The 17,597-nt window shown below is 57.5% G+C and carries 20 protein-coding genes and 2 pseudogenes; 6 read left to right on the forward strand and 16 right to left on the reverse strand.

Going from position 1 to position 17,597, the window contains the following annotated elements:
* Positions 1 to 146 precede the first annotated feature (146 nt).
* From tnpA to PverR02_RS11320, 5 genes and pseudogenes are all read left to right on the forward strand, one after another.
* The gene (gene tnpA, locus PverR02_RS33095) at positions 147 to 524 is read left to right on the forward strand and encodes an IS66-like element accessory protein TnpA (RefSeq protein ID WP_158636783.1); all 378 of its coding nucleotides are present in this window, start codon (positions 147 to 149) and stop codon (positions 522 to 524) included.
* Complete coding sequence (gene tnpB, locus PverR02_RS11305; RefSeq protein WP_034138746.1) at positions 521 to 865, forward strand: IS66 family insertion sequence element accessory protein TnpB; 345 nt, start codon at positions 521 to 523, stop codon at positions 863 to 865. The genes tnpA and tnpB overlap by 4 nt, the downstream gene beginning before the upstream one ends.
* Before the next feature lie 37 nt (positions 866 to 902).
* Positions 903 to 2,407 (forward strand): annotated as a pseudogene (gene tnpC, locus PverR02_RS11310) (IS66 family transposase).
* A 3-nt stretch (positions 2,408 to 2,410) separates the two neighbouring features.
* Positions 2,411 to 2,989 (forward strand): plasmid pRiA4b ORF-3 family protein, encoded by a 579-nt coding sequence (locus tag PverR02_RS11315; RefSeq protein ID WP_079443350.1) that lies wholly within the window; start codon positions 2,411 to 2,413, stop codon positions 2,987 to 2,989.
* A 97-nt stretch (positions 2,990 to 3,086) separates the two neighbouring features.
* Positions 3,087 to 3,503 (forward strand): hypothetical protein, encoded by a 417-nt coding sequence (locus tag PverR02_RS11320; protein ID WP_227778830.1) that lies wholly within the window; start codon positions 3,087 to 3,089, stop codon positions 3,501 to 3,503.
* A gap of 20 nt (positions 3,504 to 3,523) precedes the next feature.
* Here the strand turns inward: PverR02_RS11320 and PverR02_RS11325 are convergent, their stop codons facing one another.
* The 12 genes and pseudogenes from PverR02_RS11325 to PverR02_RS11380 all read right to left on the reverse strand — a co-directional run bounded on the left by PverR02_RS11325 (position 3,524) and on the right by PverR02_RS11380 (position 13,039).
* Positions 3,524 to 4,255 (reverse strand): TIGR03747 family integrating conjugative element membrane protein, encoded by a 732-nt coding sequence (locus PverR02_RS11325; protein ID WP_079443351.1) that lies wholly within the window; start codon positions 4,253 to 4,255, stop codon positions 3,524 to 3,526.
* 86 nt (positions 4,256 to 4,341) lie between these two features.
* Complete coding sequence (gene traD, locus PverR02_RS11330) at positions 4,342 to 6,447, reverse strand: type IV conjugative transfer system coupling protein TraD (RefSeq protein ID WP_079443352.1); 2,106 nt, start codon at positions 6,445 to 6,447, stop codon at positions 4,342 to 4,344.
* Between the two features lie 9 nt (positions 6,448 to 6,456).
* Positions 6,457 to 6,972, reverse strand: coding sequence for an integrating conjugative element protein (locus PverR02_RS11335; RefSeq protein ID WP_079443353.1), 516 nt, complete (start codon positions 6,970 to 6,972; stop codon positions 6,457 to 6,459).
* Positions 6,969 to 7,517: a lysozyme family protein gene (locus PverR02_RS11340; protein ID WP_079443354.1), complete on the reverse strand. Its 549-nt coding sequence runs from the start codon at positions 7,515 to 7,517 to the stop codon at positions 6,969 to 6,971. Before PverR02_RS11340 ends, PverR02_RS11335 begins: the two co-directional genes overlap by 4 nt.
* Complete coding sequence (locus tag PverR02_RS11345) at positions 7,499 to 8,218, reverse strand: TIGR03759 family integrating conjugative element protein (RefSeq protein ID WP_079443355.1); 720 nt, start codon at positions 8,216 to 8,218, stop codon at positions 7,499 to 7,501. The genes PverR02_RS11340 and PverR02_RS11345 overlap by 19 nt, the downstream gene beginning before the upstream one ends.
* A gap of 9 nt (positions 8,219 to 8,227) precedes the next feature.
* Entirely contained in the window at positions 8,228 to 8,893 is a 666-nt protein-coding gene (locus tag PverR02_RS11350) for a chemotaxis protein (protein ID WP_079443356.1), read from the reverse strand.
* Positions 8,890 to 9,417 carry a PFGI-1 class ICE element type IV pilus protein PilL2 gene (pilL2, locus tag PverR02_RS11355; protein WP_079443357.1) on the reverse strand — a complete coding sequence of 176 codons (528 nt, stop codon included), beginning with the start codon at positions 9,415 to 9,417 and terminating at the stop codon, positions 8,890 to 8,892. The genes PverR02_RS11350 and pilL2 overlap by 4 nt, the downstream gene beginning before the upstream one ends.
* 107 nt (positions 9,418 to 9,524) lie before the next feature.
* A pseudogene (locus PverR02_RS11360) lies at positions 9,525 to 10,271 on the reverse strand (DUF5983 family protein).
* A 52-nt stretch (positions 10,272 to 10,323) separates the two neighbouring features.
* Positions 10,324 to 10,818, reverse strand: a complete 495-nt coding sequence (gene radC / locus PverR02_RS11365; protein WP_079443358.1) for a RadC family protein — start codon at positions 10,816 to 10,818, stop codon at positions 10,324 to 10,326.
* Positions 10,819 to 10,917: 99 nt separating this feature from the next.
* Positions 10,918 to 11,175, reverse strand: coding sequence for a hypothetical protein (locus PverR02_RS11370; RefSeq protein ID WP_079443359.1), 258 nt, complete (start codon positions 11,173 to 11,175; stop codon positions 10,918 to 10,920).
* 71 nt (positions 11,176 to 11,246) lie between these two features.
* Entirely contained in the window at positions 11,247 to 11,828 is a 582-nt protein-coding gene (locus tag PverR02_RS11375) for an STY4534 family ICE replication protein (protein ID WP_079443360.1), read from the reverse strand.
* Positions 11,829 to 12,697: 869 nt separating this feature from the next.
* Positions 12,698 to 13,039, reverse strand: coding sequence for a helix-turn-helix domain-containing protein (locus PverR02_RS11380; RefSeq protein ID WP_079443361.1), 342 nt, complete (start codon positions 13,037 to 13,039; stop codon positions 12,698 to 12,700).
* Positions 13,040 to 13,248: 209 nt separating this feature from the next.
* On the opposite strand from PverR02_RS11380, the gene PverR02_RS11385 reads away from it, so the two are divergent.
* Complete coding sequence (locus PverR02_RS11385) at positions 13,249 to 13,506, forward strand: hypothetical protein (RefSeq protein WP_079443362.1); 258 nt, start codon at positions 13,249 to 13,251, stop codon at positions 13,504 to 13,506.
* A 45-nt stretch (positions 13,507 to 13,551) separates the two neighbouring features.
* On the opposite strand, the gene PverR02_RS11390 is transcribed toward PverR02_RS11385, so the two are convergent.
* The 4 genes from PverR02_RS11390 to PverR02_RS11405 form a co-directional block, all read right to left on the reverse strand.
* Entirely contained in the window at positions 13,552 to 15,519 is a 1,968-nt protein-coding gene (locus PverR02_RS11390; RefSeq protein WP_079443363.1) for a DNA topoisomerase III, read from the reverse strand.
* A 237-nt stretch (positions 15,520 to 15,756) separates the two neighbouring features.
* A complete protein-coding gene (locus PverR02_RS11395; protein WP_079443364.1) occupies positions 15,757 to 16,212 on the reverse strand; it encodes a single-stranded DNA-binding protein in 456 nt (151 codons plus the stop codon).
* Positions 16,209 to 16,727, reverse strand: a complete 519-nt coding sequence (locus tag PverR02_RS11400; protein ID WP_079443365.1) for a DUF3158 family protein — start codon at positions 16,725 to 16,727, stop codon at positions 16,209 to 16,211. Before PverR02_RS11400 ends, PverR02_RS11395 begins: the two co-directional genes overlap by 4 nt.
* Complete coding sequence (locus PverR02_RS11405) at positions 16,724 to 17,479, reverse strand: PFL_4669 family integrating conjugative element protein (RefSeq protein ID WP_079443366.1); 756 nt, start codon at positions 17,477 to 17,479, stop codon at positions 16,724 to 16,726. The genes PverR02_RS11400 and PverR02_RS11405 overlap by 4 nt, the downstream gene beginning before the upstream one ends.
* Positions 17,480 to 17,597: the final 118 nt, after the last annotated feature.

Here is a 17,597-nt window from a genome sequence, read left to right on the forward strand (position 1 = left end):
GGCGTGGGCCTTTCCTTGATGGTCTTCGGTGCATTATTTTATTTTGTCTCGTTGTTGATTTCTCGTAACCGTCCGGCCAGCACCCTCTCCTGACAGCCCTCCAAATTAGCCAAGATAGTGGACACCATTTTTTAGTGGACACTATCTTGGATACCGTTGCCCTAGCCCGTCGAACCGGCCGCCGCCCCAACTTCCCGCTGGCGTTCAAACGCCAAGTCGTCGAGGCGACCCTCCAGCCTGGCGCCTCCGTGTCGTTGATCGCTCGTGAGCATGACGTCAATGCCAACCTGGTGTTTCGCTGGCGGCATCAATATCAGGAAGGGGTATTCGGCGCCGTCAGCCAGAGCGCAACGCTTCTGCCCGTCCAGGTGATGGAGGCGCCAATCGATCTGCCGCACGTCGTCCAGCCACAGGCGGAGTGTCATTCCGAGATCGCAGTTGAGGTCGGAAAAGCCAAGTTGCGTATCATGGGCGCACCCGATCCGCAGACGCTGCAATTCGTCTTGCAGCAGTTGCTGCGATGATTGCCCCGCCCGCTGGAACCCGTATCTGGATCGCCGCCGGCGTCACGGATATGCGCCGTGGCTTCGATGGTTTAGCGGCACTGGTGCAGACACAGTTGGAAGCCGACCCGTTTTCCGGTCAGATATTTGCCTTTCGCGGACGGCGCGGTGACCGGATCAAGCTGTTGTGGTGGGATGGCGACGGCTTGTGTCTGTTTTGCAAACGGTTGGAACAAGGGCGCTTCGTCTGGCCGCAAGCAACCAGCGGCAGCGTGTCGCTGACGCCTGCGCAGTTATCGATGCTGTTGGAAGGCATTGATTGGCGCAGGCCAATTCGTACAGCGCCTGTCCTCGCAGTCTGACTTGCCGCGCTGAAAAAATCCCCAGTAACATGCGGTCATGACTCTCGTGACCGACTCCCTGCCGAACGATCTTCAAGCCTTGAAGACTCTGGTCTCTGCCCAGCGGGCAGAGATTGAGCGCTTGAAAATGATGATCGCCAAGCTGCGTCGTACGCAGTTCGGTCGCAGCTCCGAGCAACTGGACGCGATGATCGATCAACTCCAGTTGAGCCTCGAAGAGCTGCAAGTCAGCCAAGCCGAAATGACAACGCCAGTCGAACCGGCACCTCGCGCAGTTTCGCGCCGCAAACCATTGCCCGAACACCTGCCTCGCGAAACTCACGTGCATCAGCCCGAGTCGCAATGCACGGGCTGCGGTGGGAAGCTTCGCTATTTGGGTGAGGATGTGTCCGAAGTGCTGGAGTATGTTCCGGCACGTTTCAAAGTGATCCGCCATGTCCGTCCGAAGTGGGTCTGTCGCTGCTGCGAGCACATCGCCCAGGTGCCGGCGCCGAGTCGTCCGATAGCCCGAGGCCTTGCAGGCCCGGGGTTGTTGGCCCATGTGCTGGTCTCCAAGTTTGTTGATCATTTGCCGTTGTATCGGCAGTCCGAGATCTACGCCCGTGAGGGCGTCGAGCTGGAGCGCTCAACCCTGGCCGACTGGGTGGGCCAGAGCAGTCAGTTGCTCAGGCCGCTGATCAACGCCCTTGAGCACCACGTCATGAGCGGTCACAAAGTCCATGCAGACGACACGCCGATTGGCGTGCTCGCGCCGGGCAACGGCAAGACCAAAACGGCTCGCCTGTGGACATACGTGCGGGACGACCGGCCTGCGGGTGACTCGACACCGGCGGCGGTCTGGTTTGCCTACTCGTCGGATCGCAAGGGGCAACATCCGCGCGCTCATCTCAAGGGCTTTAGCGGGATCTTGCAGGCTGACGGCTACGCCGGTTTTGCTCAGCTGTATGCGACGGGCACTATTGAGGAAGCTGCATGCTGGGCTCACGCCCGGCGCAAGTTTTACGATGTCTACAAAGACTTGGCTTCACCCCTTGCCGCCGAGGCGCTGCAACGGATTGCAGCCCTGTATGCCATCGAAAGCGAGATCCGAGGGCAGCCGCCTAACCTGCGAAAAACGGTTCGGCAAAGTCGGGCCAGTCCGCTGCTGGAGCACCTGCACACATGGCTTAATCAGACGCTGACTCAACTGTCGAAAAAGTCGGCATTGGGCGGTGCAATCCTCTATGCCCTAAACCGGTGGCAGGCCTTAACGCGCTACTGCAATGACGGCCGAATCGAAATCGACAACAACGCCGCCGAACGGGCGCTACGCGCCGTCGCGCTGGGCCGCAAAAACTACCTGTTTGCCGGTTCCGATGCCGGCGGAGAACGAGCCGCTGCGATTTACGCCTGGTGGGTACTGCCAAGCTAAACGGGTTAAACCCACAGGCCTATCTGGCCTACGTACTTGAGCACATTGCCGAACACTCGATCAATCGGGTGAGCGAGTTGCTGCCTTGGAACATTTCTTTGAATCACACTGAACACTGCGAGGCCACCTGATCCATGGTTAAAACTGTCCGTTTACCCAAACCCGCCCCCGACCTGTTACTGCTGCACATCGAGCTGAAGTGGATCACTCCGAAGATTTGGCGTCGGTTCGCGGTGCCTGAAAACATCACCTTGGGCAAGCTGCACCATGTCATCCAGGTCGTGATGGGCTGGAGTGATAGCCATCTGCATGAGTTTGAAATTGCTGGTGAGAATTACGGCATGCCCGACCCTGATGGTTGGGGGCCGACGGTGAACCCGGAAGCCCGTAAAACGCTGATCAAGGCGCTGAACGGAAAGCGGACATTCAATTATCTCTACGACTTTGGTGACAGCTGGCATCACAGTATCAAGGTCGAAAAAACGCTACCCGCTGTTGCCTGTCCTCAGGTGCCGTACTGCATCGACGGCGCCAATGCTTGCCCACCGGAAGACGTGGGTGGCGGGCCTGGTTACGAGGAGTTTCTGGAGGCGATGGGCAACCCCGATCATCCAGAGCATGACGCCATGGTTGAATGGCATGGCGATGTTTTTGATCCGGCGACATTTGAGTGCGAGCGCGTGAACCAGTGGTTTAAACGGATTAAGGTTTGAGTTGCAAGGCGGTGTAGCTCGGACGCTTACGATTTCTCTACACCGTCAAGCGGAGAGACTCGCGGAGTCAGAGATCTTTGGGCATCTGGGTGCGGTGATGCAAAACCTGGTAGCTGAGATTTATCAGATCACATCGCCTTTCATCGGTTTTGTATGGAGCAACGCGCCTACACTCAATCAGGAAAAACCACTCAGCTATGGGAATTTGCTATTTCTCGGGTTGCTGGGTGTGATGATTGTTGGAAAGCAATTGCTTCTTTCCGCTAAACATCTCAAAGGGCGTGTTCAGGTCCAGCTCGAACGTCTTGAGGAGGCTCAGTGGCGCAACTCAATGCAGAATGGGACCGCAACCCAAGTCAACGCAAACCAGATCGGCCACATCAATTTTTACCAGCAATCAATGCCGTCATCGTCCAACAGTGATTGGTGGCAGCGGCCGTGGGGTATCGTGGGCTTGTCTATCATTGGCGGTTATATCGTCGCGGTGTTGGCTAAATTTACTGGCATGGTTTAGCACGCCAGCAGTACGCTCTATCACATGTATTTTTTGAATGTCGCTGCGGTGATAGTAGTTGCTGTCCCAAGTAATACCGCACAAGGCAAAAAAACCGCCATTGGGTTGAGCGAAAAGGGCAGGGATAGGTAAATGATCCAAGGCACGACCAACAGTGGTAACACTGCCCGCTTAGCGCGGTGATAGACAAAGCTGCTTTCTCGCCCCGCGCCAAATTTGCGTAGGTCACGGCGCATCAAACCATCAATAAAACCGGTGAATGAGGCCAACAAAAATAGTGGTGTGGCCAGTACCAGAATGGTCAGGCGCACCACGAAGGTGAAGGTCACATATGCTGCAGCCAGCACGAAATCCTCGATGCTCACGTAGAGCTGATTGGTCCAACTCCAGAAGCCGTTGCCCTGGCTCACCACTCGCGCCTGTTGGGCAAAATCAGCAAAGCCGGTCTTGACCAGCAGCCACTGATTGAGGAACTCCAGCCAATGGCCAGTCGTTTGTCCAGGCTGTTGGAGGATGAGTGATGCTTTGAAGTGCTCGCTGAGCCAACTCAGTTCACTGGTTAGCATGGCCTGGCTGTGTCGCCAACCCTGATCACTCCAGAACAATAGCAGCCCGACGAATTCGATCAGGATCGAGAACAAGAGCGAGGCACTCAGCAATCCGATGATGCGCAAGACCAGACTGATCGCCGAAACGATTAATCCTGGATGCTGGACCGGTTGTGGCGGCGTGTTCTGGGTGGAAGCCGACATTGTTCACCCCATTGCGCGCTGCGGAGTTGATGTTTTCACAACGCCTTCTGGACCGTTTTCTGCAGAGTCAAAATTTGTAGTAGGGGCTACCCCACCTGATCCCAATCGAAGTTGGTTGTTGGGCCACCACCGCTCGCACTCCACCATTGGCCCGCTAGTTCGTTGTAAGTGGCCCGCATCCGCTGGGTGAGCTCCTGTAGGTCCTTGGGCATGGCATCGTCATTGGAGGGTTTCGGCAACGGCATGCGGACTTTCCAAAGCTGCCCACCGGCCTGGAAGGAGAACATTTGCCCCTTGGGTAAACTGACGATATGAGCGGGCTCGATCAGCGGCACACTGGTGCTGCTGACGTGATCCTGCGAGGACGAAGTGAAGTCTGTATTGGCCTCAGGGTCGGAGGTGTCTGTAGCGCCCGAGACCAGATTCTTGGTCAGAACGTTGACCTTGGGTAACTGCTGGGTGAGCAATTCGGCGGTGGCGGTCTCGCGCACACGGAGCATCTGCAGGGTGTTGAAATTGCCAATCACTTGGCCGGCCTTGGCCCGGTTGCCGATTCGCGCTTCGATGTCGCTGAGGGTTTGAGTGTAGGCCGTCACCTGGATGCCGGCGCCACCACCTTTGTTGATTAGCGGAATGAACTCATCGCCCATCAACTCGTTGAACTCATCGGCATGCAGGTTGATCGGGAGTTTGTCACTGCCGCTGCCTGATGCGGGCAGGCCGTGGTCTATACCATGTTTGTAGATGTGGCCCGCGACCGAGACCAAGTCGGCGAACATGGAATTGCCCACCGCGGCGGCCACCTCGGCGTCGGTCAGTGCATCCAGGCCGACATAGACGATGCCGCGTTTTCGGATGATCTGCATCCAGTCGAAGATTGGCCGTGGATCGTCCAGATCGGCGTAGTCGGGGGCCAGTAACTGGGCGGTCTTGCCGGTGGTGAGTTTTTCCAGCAGCGGCAGTAGCGAGGCAACGATTTTGTCGAAGTAAGTACGGTCATATCGTACCGCCGAACGCAGTCCGTCCAGTACCGGATCAAATACCCGTTTCACCGCCAGGTACTGCTCGACGGCCACCACGCGCTTTTCGCGCCCGACCATATGCCGGGGAATATTCTTTTCGGTCAGCTTGCCTTCAAGTTGGACGATCACTTCCCACGCTTTCGGATCGGTTCTGGCGAAAAACTGCTGTGCGTACTCAATGAACAATGCGTCGATGTTGACCACATGCCGTTGGATTTGCAGGTAGTCCGGACGTCGACCTAACTCAATCAGAGCCCGGGCGATGATGTTGACGAAACGCCAGGCGAACTCGCGAAACGCCGCCGAGTTACCTTCGCCACTGAGCTGCCCAGCGATACGCGACGCTACTTCCGAGATGCGCCCGAAACGTCCCACGGCGTTGTAGCGGGCGGAGATCTCCGGCCAGCCTAGATGGAAAACATAGAATTCCTTTTCTCGACCGGCGCGTTTGGCTTCGACGTACATGCGTTTGAGCAAATCGGCATCGCCCTTCGGATCGAAGACAATGACCACCTCGTGTTCAACGCGATGGATGTCTTGGGTGATGTACACCTCGGCGAGCCGCGTTTTGCCGACACGGGTAGTACCAAGCACCAGCGTGTGACCCACCCGTTCGCCCAGCGGCAGGCTGACCTCTGTTTCATCTGGCTCGACCCCATGCAGCAGTGGCGAGCCTCCTACCGGAGGCAAAGGGCGTAACGGATTAAAGGCGCTGTCCCAGGCCGTGACACGGGCCAGTGTCGAGAGCGGAAACGGTGCATGTTCTAGGCGTCGTTCGAGTTCACGTGCCAGGCGGTAACGGGTCGGTTGGTCGACGTATTGAGCGACGGCCGGATCCTGGGCCTCGACCAAGCGCTGGGTGTGCAGGCGGGTCCAGCGAAAGCCGCGGCCCATGAACAGACGTTTGCGGCTCACCGGAATCTGCCGGCTGGTCAGCTCGTAGCGAGGCAGCCGGCGGATATTGCACCGATAGCGCAACACCTCACAGGCTTGTCGGAGGCGGATCAAACCGAACAGGGCATAGGCCAGAGCCGCAATCAGACCGATCTCGGGTGATAGGGCCACGGCCCAGGGCGAGTACACGCATAACACCGCCGCGGCGATGCAGATCGCTACGGTGTACAGCTCCACTGCGGGTCGGAGCTTGGACTCCATCGCATGCTCGGCCATGACCCAGACTCACTGTTCCAGTGAGGTGGCTGTGATTAAGACAGGGTAGTGCTCAATTTTCAGGCGAGAGGCGATGTCGTTGCCGTTGACCGGCAGGATGGTGATGCCCGGCGCGGCTGCTCGAATTCGGGCCAGGGCTTCAGTATCGGTTACTTCGACGGCGAGGCCGGCCGCACCCATTTCTTGCAGTTCAGTCGCACGCTGATGCAGCCAAACCAACGATTGGGAATCCTCCCCGACCAGGAAAAATGGCTGCAAGCCCGGCATGTCCAGGGTGCGAGTTGTGATTTGACCTGGGCTCAAGTGAGAGCTGCGCACGGGCAGTATCCAGGTTTCATCGGCAAATGCAGATAGGTCTGCATGTATTGCCCGAGCAGGCTGGGTCTTGTTGTTTATTGGCGGGCTGGAGGCTTCAAACTGGGGGCGGGTGAAACCGCCAGGCTGAACTTCTGCAAACGACAGTCCCGGCTGGGCGAGCGCAGCCAAGAGCACGGCGAAGTAACACGCACTGGGAATTCGCTTCATGGTGGTGTGCCCTGTTTAAGGGAAACCTGCAGTCGTTCGAGTTGTTGAGAAAAGCCGGCGCGGTAATGTGCGGCCGGCGTTCCTCCTGCCGGGCGGTGATATCGACCAGCAGCTGACACCCAATCACCGGTGACGGCGTGATGCTCTTGCAGCAGCGCGGCAGTTACGGCCAGATTGCGGTAGGGTTCGAGGGCTTCGCAGGGACTGGAAAAATGCTGTCCGTGATAACCCAGGTTGATTTGCCCGAGCCCGGCATCGACCCGTTTGGCGTCATGCCGGGTGAGTGCTTGAAGCAAGGCGTGACAGGCGGCCGCTCGGGTGGCGAATCGGTAAGGTATTCCGGCAATGTTCAGGGTCCAGGGCCAGGGCAGCAGTTGATCACGGACGCGCATACCACTCTCCTGCAACGCAATCGCGAACAGCACCGTTGAAGGGATGCCGGCGTCATGCGCCGCTAGTTGATAGGCAGGCGGTGGAAGTTCGTCAGCCTGGGCTCCGAGCATCGTCAGCATGAGCGCAAGTCCATTCAGTCTAGGCGTTGCCATTGTCCGTTCACCTGCTGGAATGTGACGGGTAATGGTCCCGGGGCACCCAGGCTGAACCAGCGACCACGGTCATGGTTCAAGGTGATTTGCCGAGTTTGAACCTTGCTCGGATCAATGCCTGCTTGCCGGGCCCAGCCACGAACATGTTCATCCTCGCCTTGGCTGCCCACCAGGTAGATATCGAACGCCGTACCGCCGTTTTGCATTCGTTGTGCTTCAGCGGTGCATGCAGGGCAGTGGTCCTCCACAAACAGAGCTGGGCGTGGGGTGACCGATGAGCTGGTAGGGGACGAAGATGCCATACCCTGAATCGGCAACAGCTCCGGAAACAGCTTGGCCCAGGCCGTGTTGTAAGCGTTTTGGTAGGCCAACTCGCGCTCGGCGCGTTTGGCCTCCAGCGCTACCTGCAATTCGGCATAGCGCTGGCGCTCTTGGTTAGTCTCTGCCTCGACGCCGAGCGCAGTCAGCGGATCGAGGTTCGGGCTCCAGAAACCGCGCGGGCCGGTTTGAATCTTTTCGAAGCGTGTCCACTCCTGCTCCGTCAGACCCCAGTTTTTCGCCTGTTCGGAGTCAGAACGTCCCAGGGGAGCGGACTGTGTTTTCTGGGCCTGTGACGGTGCCGTGACAGGGTTGCTCATCGCAGCGCCCGTGCTAAGCAGTGAAACGAGACAGACGACGGCGGGCAGTAGCGCTCTGTTCATGATTGCGTCTCAAGGGAGTTGCACGGTCTGGTCTGGCTGAGCGGTCACCGCGAAGATGGCCGCGCTCTGCTCCAGCACCTTCAGCTGCCATGTGCCGAGCTGTTCGCCGTTGTGCAGCAACTGAATATCCTTGAGCGAGCGACTATCAGGAGGAGCTACCGCCAGAAAGCGCTCGCCACCGCGAGACTCGATACCGAGCACTGAGAAAGGCGGCGAGAGCAGGGCAGGCTTGGAGCGGGCGGCTTTTTTCGGCTTGGCCGAGGAAGGCGTCGGGGGTGGTGGCTGGGTCTTGAGTTCCAGGAGTTGCTGCTCGGCGTGCTCAAGTCGTGCGCGTAGCGCGATCATGTCGGCTGCGGTGGCACGGGCTGCCAGACCGTCGCGTAGCTCCTGTATCTCTTGGGCCCATTGATCCAACATCGGATCGAGGGTAATAGCCTGTTGCTCACCGGTATCGACCATCTGCTTCAGGTCTTTCAGTGCGTACTGCAGCTTCTCCTGTGCATCCTTGATAGCGCTTGAATCACGTTGCAGAGTGTCCAGGGTCTGTAGGCATTGGGTGTTCGCATTTTCCAGCTCGGTCACGCGTTGATACTGGTTATACAAACCACCGCTCAGCCCGGAGACCGCCAGGCAAAGTGAGCCGACAATGAGGGTTTGAAACGTCGAGGCTTTCATGGGCGCGCCTCCGACTGATGGGACGAGGTTGGTATGACCCGCACCTTGCCAGCATCATTTTTCACCCGTTCGAAGCAGACCGAACGGCTGACCACATCGGTCGTGAGTTGCCAGGCGGGGCCAGCCAGCACTTGTAGCGCGTTGCGTAGTGAGATCGGGCCGAGCCGGTAATGGGCGGCGGGCAGAGGCCGGGTAAACAGTATTTTTACTGGTTCGGCAGCAGGACAGAGCGAATAACCTGAGCGCTGCAGCACGTAGTGCATCGCTTCCTGTACCGAAGGATTCAGGTTGGACGGAATGCTCACGTCAACGATTTGAGCGAGAAGATTACGTTGTTCCGTGGTGGGCTCGGTGCTGACCAACGTATAGCGGCCATAGCGGAGTTCTGCCGGATGATCCGTCGAGAACTGGGTCCGATTGGAACTACTGTCGATTTCTGGATCGGTCGGCAATGTATTGGGGAGTTGCGCAGTGCAGGCACTCAGCAAACCCAGCAGGCAGACAGGCGTGAAAAAACGCTCCATGGAAAAAAACCTCATGTCAGATTCAGTGCAGAACCTGACATGAGGTGAAGGAGCGATTCAGTGAGTAAGTTGATTCAAGACGGGTCGTGTTTACGCAGAACACGTAGCTATTCTTCAAAAATGATGAGCCCATCCAAGACGGCAGCGTCGGGGTCGAAAATCAACAACCTCACATCCGCCAATGCCGCCAGATACAGTACGTTGACCAAGGCCTCTGGCGTACCGGCGTCGAGCTGCTCTTGCCTCAGCGAAGAGTAAGGATTGCCCTCGATTTTCACCAAGTTATCGTCGGTCCAGGGCGTGCCGATCAGTTTACAACCTACGCCATTGCAGTCTGGTAGGGCAAAGGGTTCAAACAGCAGTCCGGTTGGCTTGGAGTCAAAATTGCCAACCCGGCTTTGCAAGTGGCGCAGCGCTTCGTCAGCGAGGTGTGCGGTGCTGATCTCCCAGGCTCGACTGTAGTGTCCTGTGTCGAAGCTCAAACGATGGACCATGGCTTGGGCTTCTTCGAGGGAGTAAAGGTCACCGACATGCTATCGTTCGTTGAGCATTTCGCCAGTCACGGCATAGATCACTTGCCGCACCAGCCCGGTGGACTGGAAGTGTTCATCCAATTCATCCGGAATGGCCTGACCCTCGCTGATCAGAGCGAAGTCGTCGTTGAACAGGCAGGCGAACAGTTCCAGCGCATTGTCGAGTAGATGAGCTTGTGAGTCGTGTATGGAGCGAAAGCAGGGAGGGCAGTCGTTTGCGTAGGTGATCAGTAGCAGCCGTTCGATAGATAGATTGTCATAGCCGCGAACGAATGGGTTTGAAGCCCCCAGCATGTCTGGGGCTTCGGTAGTGGAGTTCATGAGTATTCTCCAGGATGAAAAATGAACAAGGCGCCCGAAGGCGCCTGTAAGGTTAAAGCCAACCGTATTCGGCAAGAGAAAGTGGGCGACCTTCACCTACGATGAAGTGATCCAGTACGTGAACCTCGATCAAGGCCAAGGCCTGCTTCAATCGTGCGGTCAAGACGCGGTCTGCCTGGCTGGGTTCCGTACATCCCGAGGGATGGTTATGAACAAAAATGGCTGCTGCTGCGTTATGTGCTAGGGAGCGCTTGACGATCTGGCGGGGATAAACACTGGCGCCATCGATGCTGCCGTGAAAGAGGATCTCGAACGCTAGAACGCGATGGCGGGCATCGAGAAAAATCACACCGAAAACTTCATGCTCTTGTTGCGCAAGATGAAGTTTCAGATATGAGGCCACGGCGTCAGGTGACGTCAGGTTGGGGCCGCGGGTGAACAGCCGACGATCCAGAATGTGCAGCGCTTCGTCGATCACCTGGTTTTCTTGGACGATACGATCCGCCTCGACATCCGAGCTTTCAATCAGGGTGAGTTGGGTGCTCATGGTAGTACCTCCGAAGGGAACTTTCAGGGGTACACACCCGTGGGGAGTGGTGGCCCCAAGGTGGTATAGAGTCACGGCTATTAGCCGATGACGTTCTGCTTACATCCGAGTGAATCGGTGGCGTTGTCCGTGCAGGTGTGAATCACAACCGTCACAAGGCAATGAGGAGAAGGTTCTTATTCCCCGGCCGGATTCGGGATCGAAGTCGGCACTGATGGGCATTAACCGAAGCAGCCCATGATGGAGACCGGCAATGCGTTTCTCGATCTCATCCGTCGTGTAGTAGAGCGATAACGTGCTGTAGTCCTCGTAAGCCGCGGCGAACAGGCAGTCGTCGCAAAGCCAGAAGAATTCCATGTTGGTTCTCCTGTGCGGATTGAAGGAAAGGCGCTCGATTGAGCGCCTTGATGTAAAACACAGTGGACTGTTCAGGCGGACTGAACAGCACGTATGGCGACACGGCGAGCCGTGCGGGGAGTGGGTGGAGATTTAGGTTCAATCCTGGATTCCGTTGGGTTGTCGGTATCCTCAGCATCGGCATCAGCTGACGTTGGGGATGACTCACCGTTTGGCGCTTGCTCAGCAGGTGCTGTTGCCTCCTGCCTGGCGGGCGCTTTGTACTCGAATACGCCGTTGACCTTTATCCAGTCGATGAACAGCAAACGACCTTTCAGGCTGGCGCCCGGTTGGCCTTGTTTAGCGCCTTTCTCATAGAGAAATGGGTCAATCCACAGGTCGCCGATACGGAATGACAGCAAGACCTTTTTCTCGGCGTTGACGGCATCTATATAGAGGCGGATCAAGCGTTCAGCTTCGCCTCCAGCGACTTTGCAGTCGAAGCGGGTGTACTCCACTGCATCGGTGGCACCGTGCAGAGCCGCGATATCGCAGGCCATGAACGGCTGGCCGCGACGGACTTGTACTTCACGGACACGGTTGAGGTAGCCGATACCGACGGTGTGCAGATTGAAGTAGGTGGTCGCTTCTTGGGATTGGTTGGCGTGGGCCATGGTGGTTCTCCTATTTCAAGGGAAAACGGCGACGCACAGCCCCTGACGGGGAGGTGAGCCCCGTCAGGGTGGGTAAGATGAAGGCGAGCGATGAGAGACACGCCACCGGCAAGCCGATGACCATCAGGTCGTTACGCCTGCAGGATAGCGGTGCAGCCGAGGAGAAATCCGCAGCAGGTCTGCGGACCTAGGGTAGTGGGCATTCATCACCGCTGAAGCGGTAATCGTGCGAGCCACCGAATGCTGATCGCACTTGGGTAAACCACCACATGCGTGGCGTAGCCTTGAAGGTTCAAGCTACCTGGGCTGGGCTGTCAACGACAGCGAACCACGCCCTTTGTATAAGCCTGTCGCAGGGGGGGCGTCAAGACGCCGTAAGCCGATTTTTTAAGGCCGGAATTCAGTGGCAATCACTGGACGGAAGAAAGTGAGGAGTAGGCCTGGCGGGGTGCCAGGCGAGGAATAAAAAAACCACCTTAGGCGGTCAGACGCAGTCGACAAGCTCCTCGCAAAACTTGATTTAACTGCGCCATGATTCGCCAACCGACCCTTATCGTGGCCTGGGTCGGAATACGCTGGCACGCATCCGCGCACAAAGGGTGCCCAGTGTTTCCCCGGCGGGCTCCGGGGCTGAATGCGATCGCCGTAGCGGATGACCGCTGATGCCTGGCAGAGGCAGCAGTGGTCATCCGCCACCACGATCAGGTCGAGCACAATAAGGGAACGGAATTCCGCAGAAGAGAAGGCTCCGAACTCAAGGAGTCCGACCGAGCTACCCGGAGCGCATCGGTCTTGGGTCGCCGTAAGCGATGATCCTGATGCACTACAGCAGAGCGGGTGGGATCACGTCAAGCCAGGGGGCGAAGAGGTTACTTGCTACTGAAATGAGAGGCCAATTGTTCGACGGTCGTCAGGATAAAGGCACGGTCACTTTCTTGAAGGCCGCTCAGCATGCCCGCGATCATCTGGCCCTGGTCGTTGGGGCGATTGCTCGACTCTGTCAGCAGTTCGTCCATCCGGCAGTCGAAGATGTCCGCCAGTTGCATCAGCTTGACCACGGAAAGCTCCACCACACCCCGCTCAAGGCGCGAAATGGCTTCGCTGCCGATCCCCAGGCGTTCAGCCACCTCTTCCTGGGTCAGATTACGCTGAGTGCGGTGCTTCGCGATCATGCGTCCGATTTGGACTTGGGTTGGATGTTTATGTGCCAAGTGATGAGTTCTCCAATTCAACCCGAATGGTTGAGCAAAGACCCATTGACATGAACATCCTTAACGGTTGAGTATCAACTTATAGGGTTGTTATTTTGACTGAAATAGCTGTTTGTCGCGACGTGACATCTATTCCTCCAGGAATCAGAGGCCGAAGCGACCAGCGAGACTGAGCGGTCTGATAGGGCCAAACGGAGGAAAGGTTGAGCATGGATGAGCAGCGCGAGAACGTCATGGGCCTGATCTGGGATCGAACACTGGAGCTGTTCATCAAGATCCATGACTGCCCTGATAACCCCGAACACCTCGACAGCCTTGTTCATTGGCTCAACGAAGATCCTGCTCACCTGGAAGCATTCAACGAACTGGGGCAGATATGGATTGCGACAGGTATCGCTTTGGCCCGTGAAATCGGACGACCGCTAGACGACTTGGAGAAGGATCAGCCGCCGCTGATGATGCACTGACCCTGTACATCAACCCTAAGATTTTGGGGGATCACCAATGGCGCGTCATGGTGGCCGCGTACCTTTGCTGATCGGCAGAGTGCCTTTGCAGTCCGGGTAGTGGGAGCATGACCAGAACGGCCCTGATTTTCCCTTCCGCCTGAGCATTGATGCGTTGCAAATGGGGCAGACAGGCCCGGCTTCGACCGGTACCGACAAGGTAAGCGCTCCGCATTTTGCGATCAGCTGCGTAATCCAGTGCGCCTGCTTGGCAACGAATGCATCCAAGGTCAGACGTCCCGCTTCGATTTCATCCAGCGCTTGCTCCCAGATCGCTGTCATACCCGGATCTGCGACTGCTGCGGGTACCGCTTCGATCAGGGTATGGGCCGCTGCGGAGGCCGTTAATGCACGTTTTTTCTTCAGCAAGTAACCGCGATCAATCAACCCCTTGATAATGCCGGCTCGCGTGGCTTCGGTGCCGATACCGGTGGTGTCCCGAAGTTTCTGTTTCAAACGCGGGTCGTTGACCAGCTTGGCCACATTTTTCATCGCCCTGATCAGATCACCCTCGGTGAGCGGTTTGGGCGCGGCGGTGCGCATGGACTTGAGTTCGACGTCGTCCACTGCGCACTGGCTACCCTGTTGTAGGGCGGGCAACACCTGGGTCTTTTGACCGGGTTCATCGTCTTCGGGGTTGTCGGAGAGTAAGCCTTTCCAGCCCAAAACCAGGATCTGTTTGCCCACAGCAGTCAAGCGCTCTGCACCGCACTCCAGCTCGACCTCGGTTCGATCAAACTCATGATGCGGTAGAAATTGCGCGAGATAATGGCTACGAATCAATTCGTAGACTTGGCGCTCTTGTTCAGACATCCGCCCAAGGTTCGCCGGCTCGGTGGTGGGGATGATGGCGTGGTGCGCGGTGATCTTGCTATCGTTCCATGCTCGTGAGCGCAATGATCGATCGATGCTTCCGAGCGCTGGGCGTAACGCGGGATCCATTTTGAGCAGGGCATCGAATACCGCGGCTACCTCGTTGAACATGCTCTCTGGCAAATAGCGGCAATCGCTGCGCGGATAGCTGGTGGCTTTGTGGGTTTCATACAAGGCTTGGGCGATGTTCAGGGTTTCCTGAGCGCCGAGTCCCAACTTGCGTGAACAGACTTCTTGCAGTGTGCCTAGGTCGAAGGGCAGGGGTGGCGCTTCGCGCAAGTGCTCAGTCTGCAGCGAGACTACGGTGGCGGTCTTGCTGCTGGAAATCGCTTGGACGGTCTGGCTGGCAAGCGCCTGCTGCAGGCAGCGACCGGCTTCGTCACGTCCTGAGCTTGGCGGTATCCACGACGCGATAAAGGATTGCCCCATTGAAGACAGGTGCACCTCCACCACCCAGTACGGCACAGAGACGAAGCTGGCAATCGCGCGGTCTTGTTCAACCACCAAGCGCAAAGTGGGCGTTTGGACGCGTCCAACCGACAGCACGCCGTCATAGCCCGCCCGCCGTCCTAGGAGGGTAAACAAACGACTGAGGTTCATACCAATCAGCCAATCGGCGCGGCTGCGGGCGAGGGCTGAGTGATAGAGCGGGAAGGTCTCCTGACTAGGCTTCAGCGAGGACAGTGCTTTGCGAATCGACGCCTCGTTGAGTGCGGATAACCAGAGGCGCTCAACAGAACCACGATAGTTGCAGAGCTCTAGTAACTCGCGGGCAATCATTTCACCTTCGCGATCGGCGTCGGTGGCGATGACGACGGTGGTAGCTTCGCTGAGCAGGTGTTTGATGACTTTGAACTGCGCGACAGTTTTGGGTTTGACCTCAACCCTCCACTGCGCGGGAATGATCGGTAGATGATCCAACGACCAGGTTTTGTACTGATCGCCATAGGCTTCAGGTGGGGCTGTCTCCAGGAGGTGACCGATACACCAGGTGACGGTCGTCTCGGGTCCGATCAAGCAACCATCGCCACGTCGGCTGGCTCCGAGTACCTTGGCGATGTCACGACCTTGGGAGGGTTTCTCGCAGAGAAAGAGACGCATAGAGCTGCTCCGGGTTGAGTTCGGAGCAGCGTTGTTGGAAACAGCAGTGGCGAGCTATGAGAAACCTGAATGGCAGGTTCCTCATATTAGTCGGTGAGGGCAGTCTTGGTTGGGGGCGAGGCTACTACCTTGTAGTCACGTGGACGACAGTGCTTCACGAGCAGCGAGTAATGACAAGCCAGGTACTTCGCGCAAAGGCGCAATTTTTATGCCTCAAATCCGTCATACCGATGGTGGCTACCCTCTGCTCTTTTTGGACTTCGACGCAGGCGAGTTGGCCTCGTCTGTAGCCTGCCCGACGGGAGCTGCAGACGAGGCTGATTCACCTGAGCGCTCCCGCATGACCACGTTCTGCACGCGATGAGGCAGGATGCCGACACGACGCGCCTCGATCTTGAAGGTCACCCGTGCGTTGTCTTCGCTGTCCTCCCACTCATCGCGCACGGTGCGGCCTTCGACCAACACGCGCATACCTTTCTGGTACAGCGTTCTCCAGTGTTCAGCTTCGCGGTGCCAGAGCTCGACCGGCGCCCAATAGCCGCCTCGATCTTCGTAGCTGCCATCGCGTGGCACGGGGTTGTCGAAGTACACATTCAGCCGCAGCAGACGCCGTGGCTCGTCATTGCCTGACGGGAACTCCTGGAAATCTGGCGCACTGCCGATGTTGCCTTCGCCGACGAAAAAAGTACTCATGGAGATATCTCCGCTGCTGGTGTGGACTGGCGCAGCAGCCGTTCGGCGCTGGCCATTTTGATCGCGCAGGTTGAAGCCTGACGGTAAAGCGAATGCATCACGCTCATCTGCAAGTTCAGTGCGATACGCTCGTTTTCGAAACGGTGCAATCCCTCGCGTACGGCTTGGGGTAAGGCCTTGTTGGAGACCTGTCGTTCCCAGACCGCAACGCCCATACGGGCAAAATCGCGGGTGCGCCATCGCAAAAAGGTGCTGCGCGCACTGGTGTTCTGCAGCACCAATCGAATATCCAGCAACGAGTAAGGCGGTTGTCCGGCCTGCTGCGCCACAGCCTCCATTAGGCGACATAACTGCGCCTCGGTTTCCCTCGCCACCTGCGCCAGGTATTCCAGCTCCCCCTTACCCTTAAAAGGTTTTAAAAGGCCTTTTAGGGAGGCAGCGTGTTCGAGCTGTCGATAGGAATCCGGTGTGAGTGTTTCGAGGGGGATTGGCTGAGTCGAGATAATGGACTTCATGCTTCGTCCTCCGACTCATCGACTGTCGCAGATGTCTCTACTGCGTTCTCCGCCAACGCGTCAGCGTCATCCACCGCCACAGCACCACGACGAACGATGGGTGGCGCGAACTGGGAGCGGCGATGCCCCTCAAGGATGTCCGTAGGGGGTAATCCAAACTTCTCCATGGCCGCTAGAGCACGAGCGTTATTCGCCGCCATGTCATCACGGGTGACGCCAGCAAGCCGATAGCGCTGTGCCTGGCCGAACAGGCTGCGGAGCAGATGTGCACCGTCGTCGATCCAGGCTTCCATGTCTCTGCGGCCAATCAAGGCGGTGTGATGGGCCAACAGGGTGTGGCGCACCAGCGTGTCGTAATCAGTTAGCAGGTAAACGGCAAGAAACCCAAGTTGGCTGCCGATGTACAAGGGCAAGGAGACGGGATGAATGTTGAGGTTATCGCTCATGTCGATCTGCGCCGGCAGGTCCTGTCTGATCCGGTCCAACTCCTGGGTCAGTTCCAGCATCCCAGCCTTGGCCTGCATCAATTTTTCTTCGAGCTGCACGATCGCCCAGTCGGCATAAGGATCGTCCTGCGCTGCGGCTTGTTTGATCAGGTTAGTGACGCTGATGTAGCCGGCCATACCCATGATCGAGTGGACGCCTTCGCGTGCGGTTCGGCCTTGCCAGATTCGGGCGGCGTGGTGGGTATGCAGTGTCAGGGTAATGCTGCTGCGCAACGAACCCAGGTTGAGCTGATAGTGATCGGCCACGGTGTTGTCCTCGCATAGGCTTGGACGGGGACGTTGCGACAGATGGGGGTCAAGGACAGTAGAAAAGCTGAATGCGGTGTGTTCGGTTTGGTGCGAAACGGATAATTTTCGACACGCT

The sequence above is a fragment of the Pseudomonas veronii genome, from assembly GCF_002028325.1.
GTDB classification, from domain to species: domain Bacteria; phylum Pseudomonadota; class Gammaproteobacteria; order Pseudomonadales; family Pseudomonadaceae; genus Aquipseudomonas; species Aquipseudomonas veronii.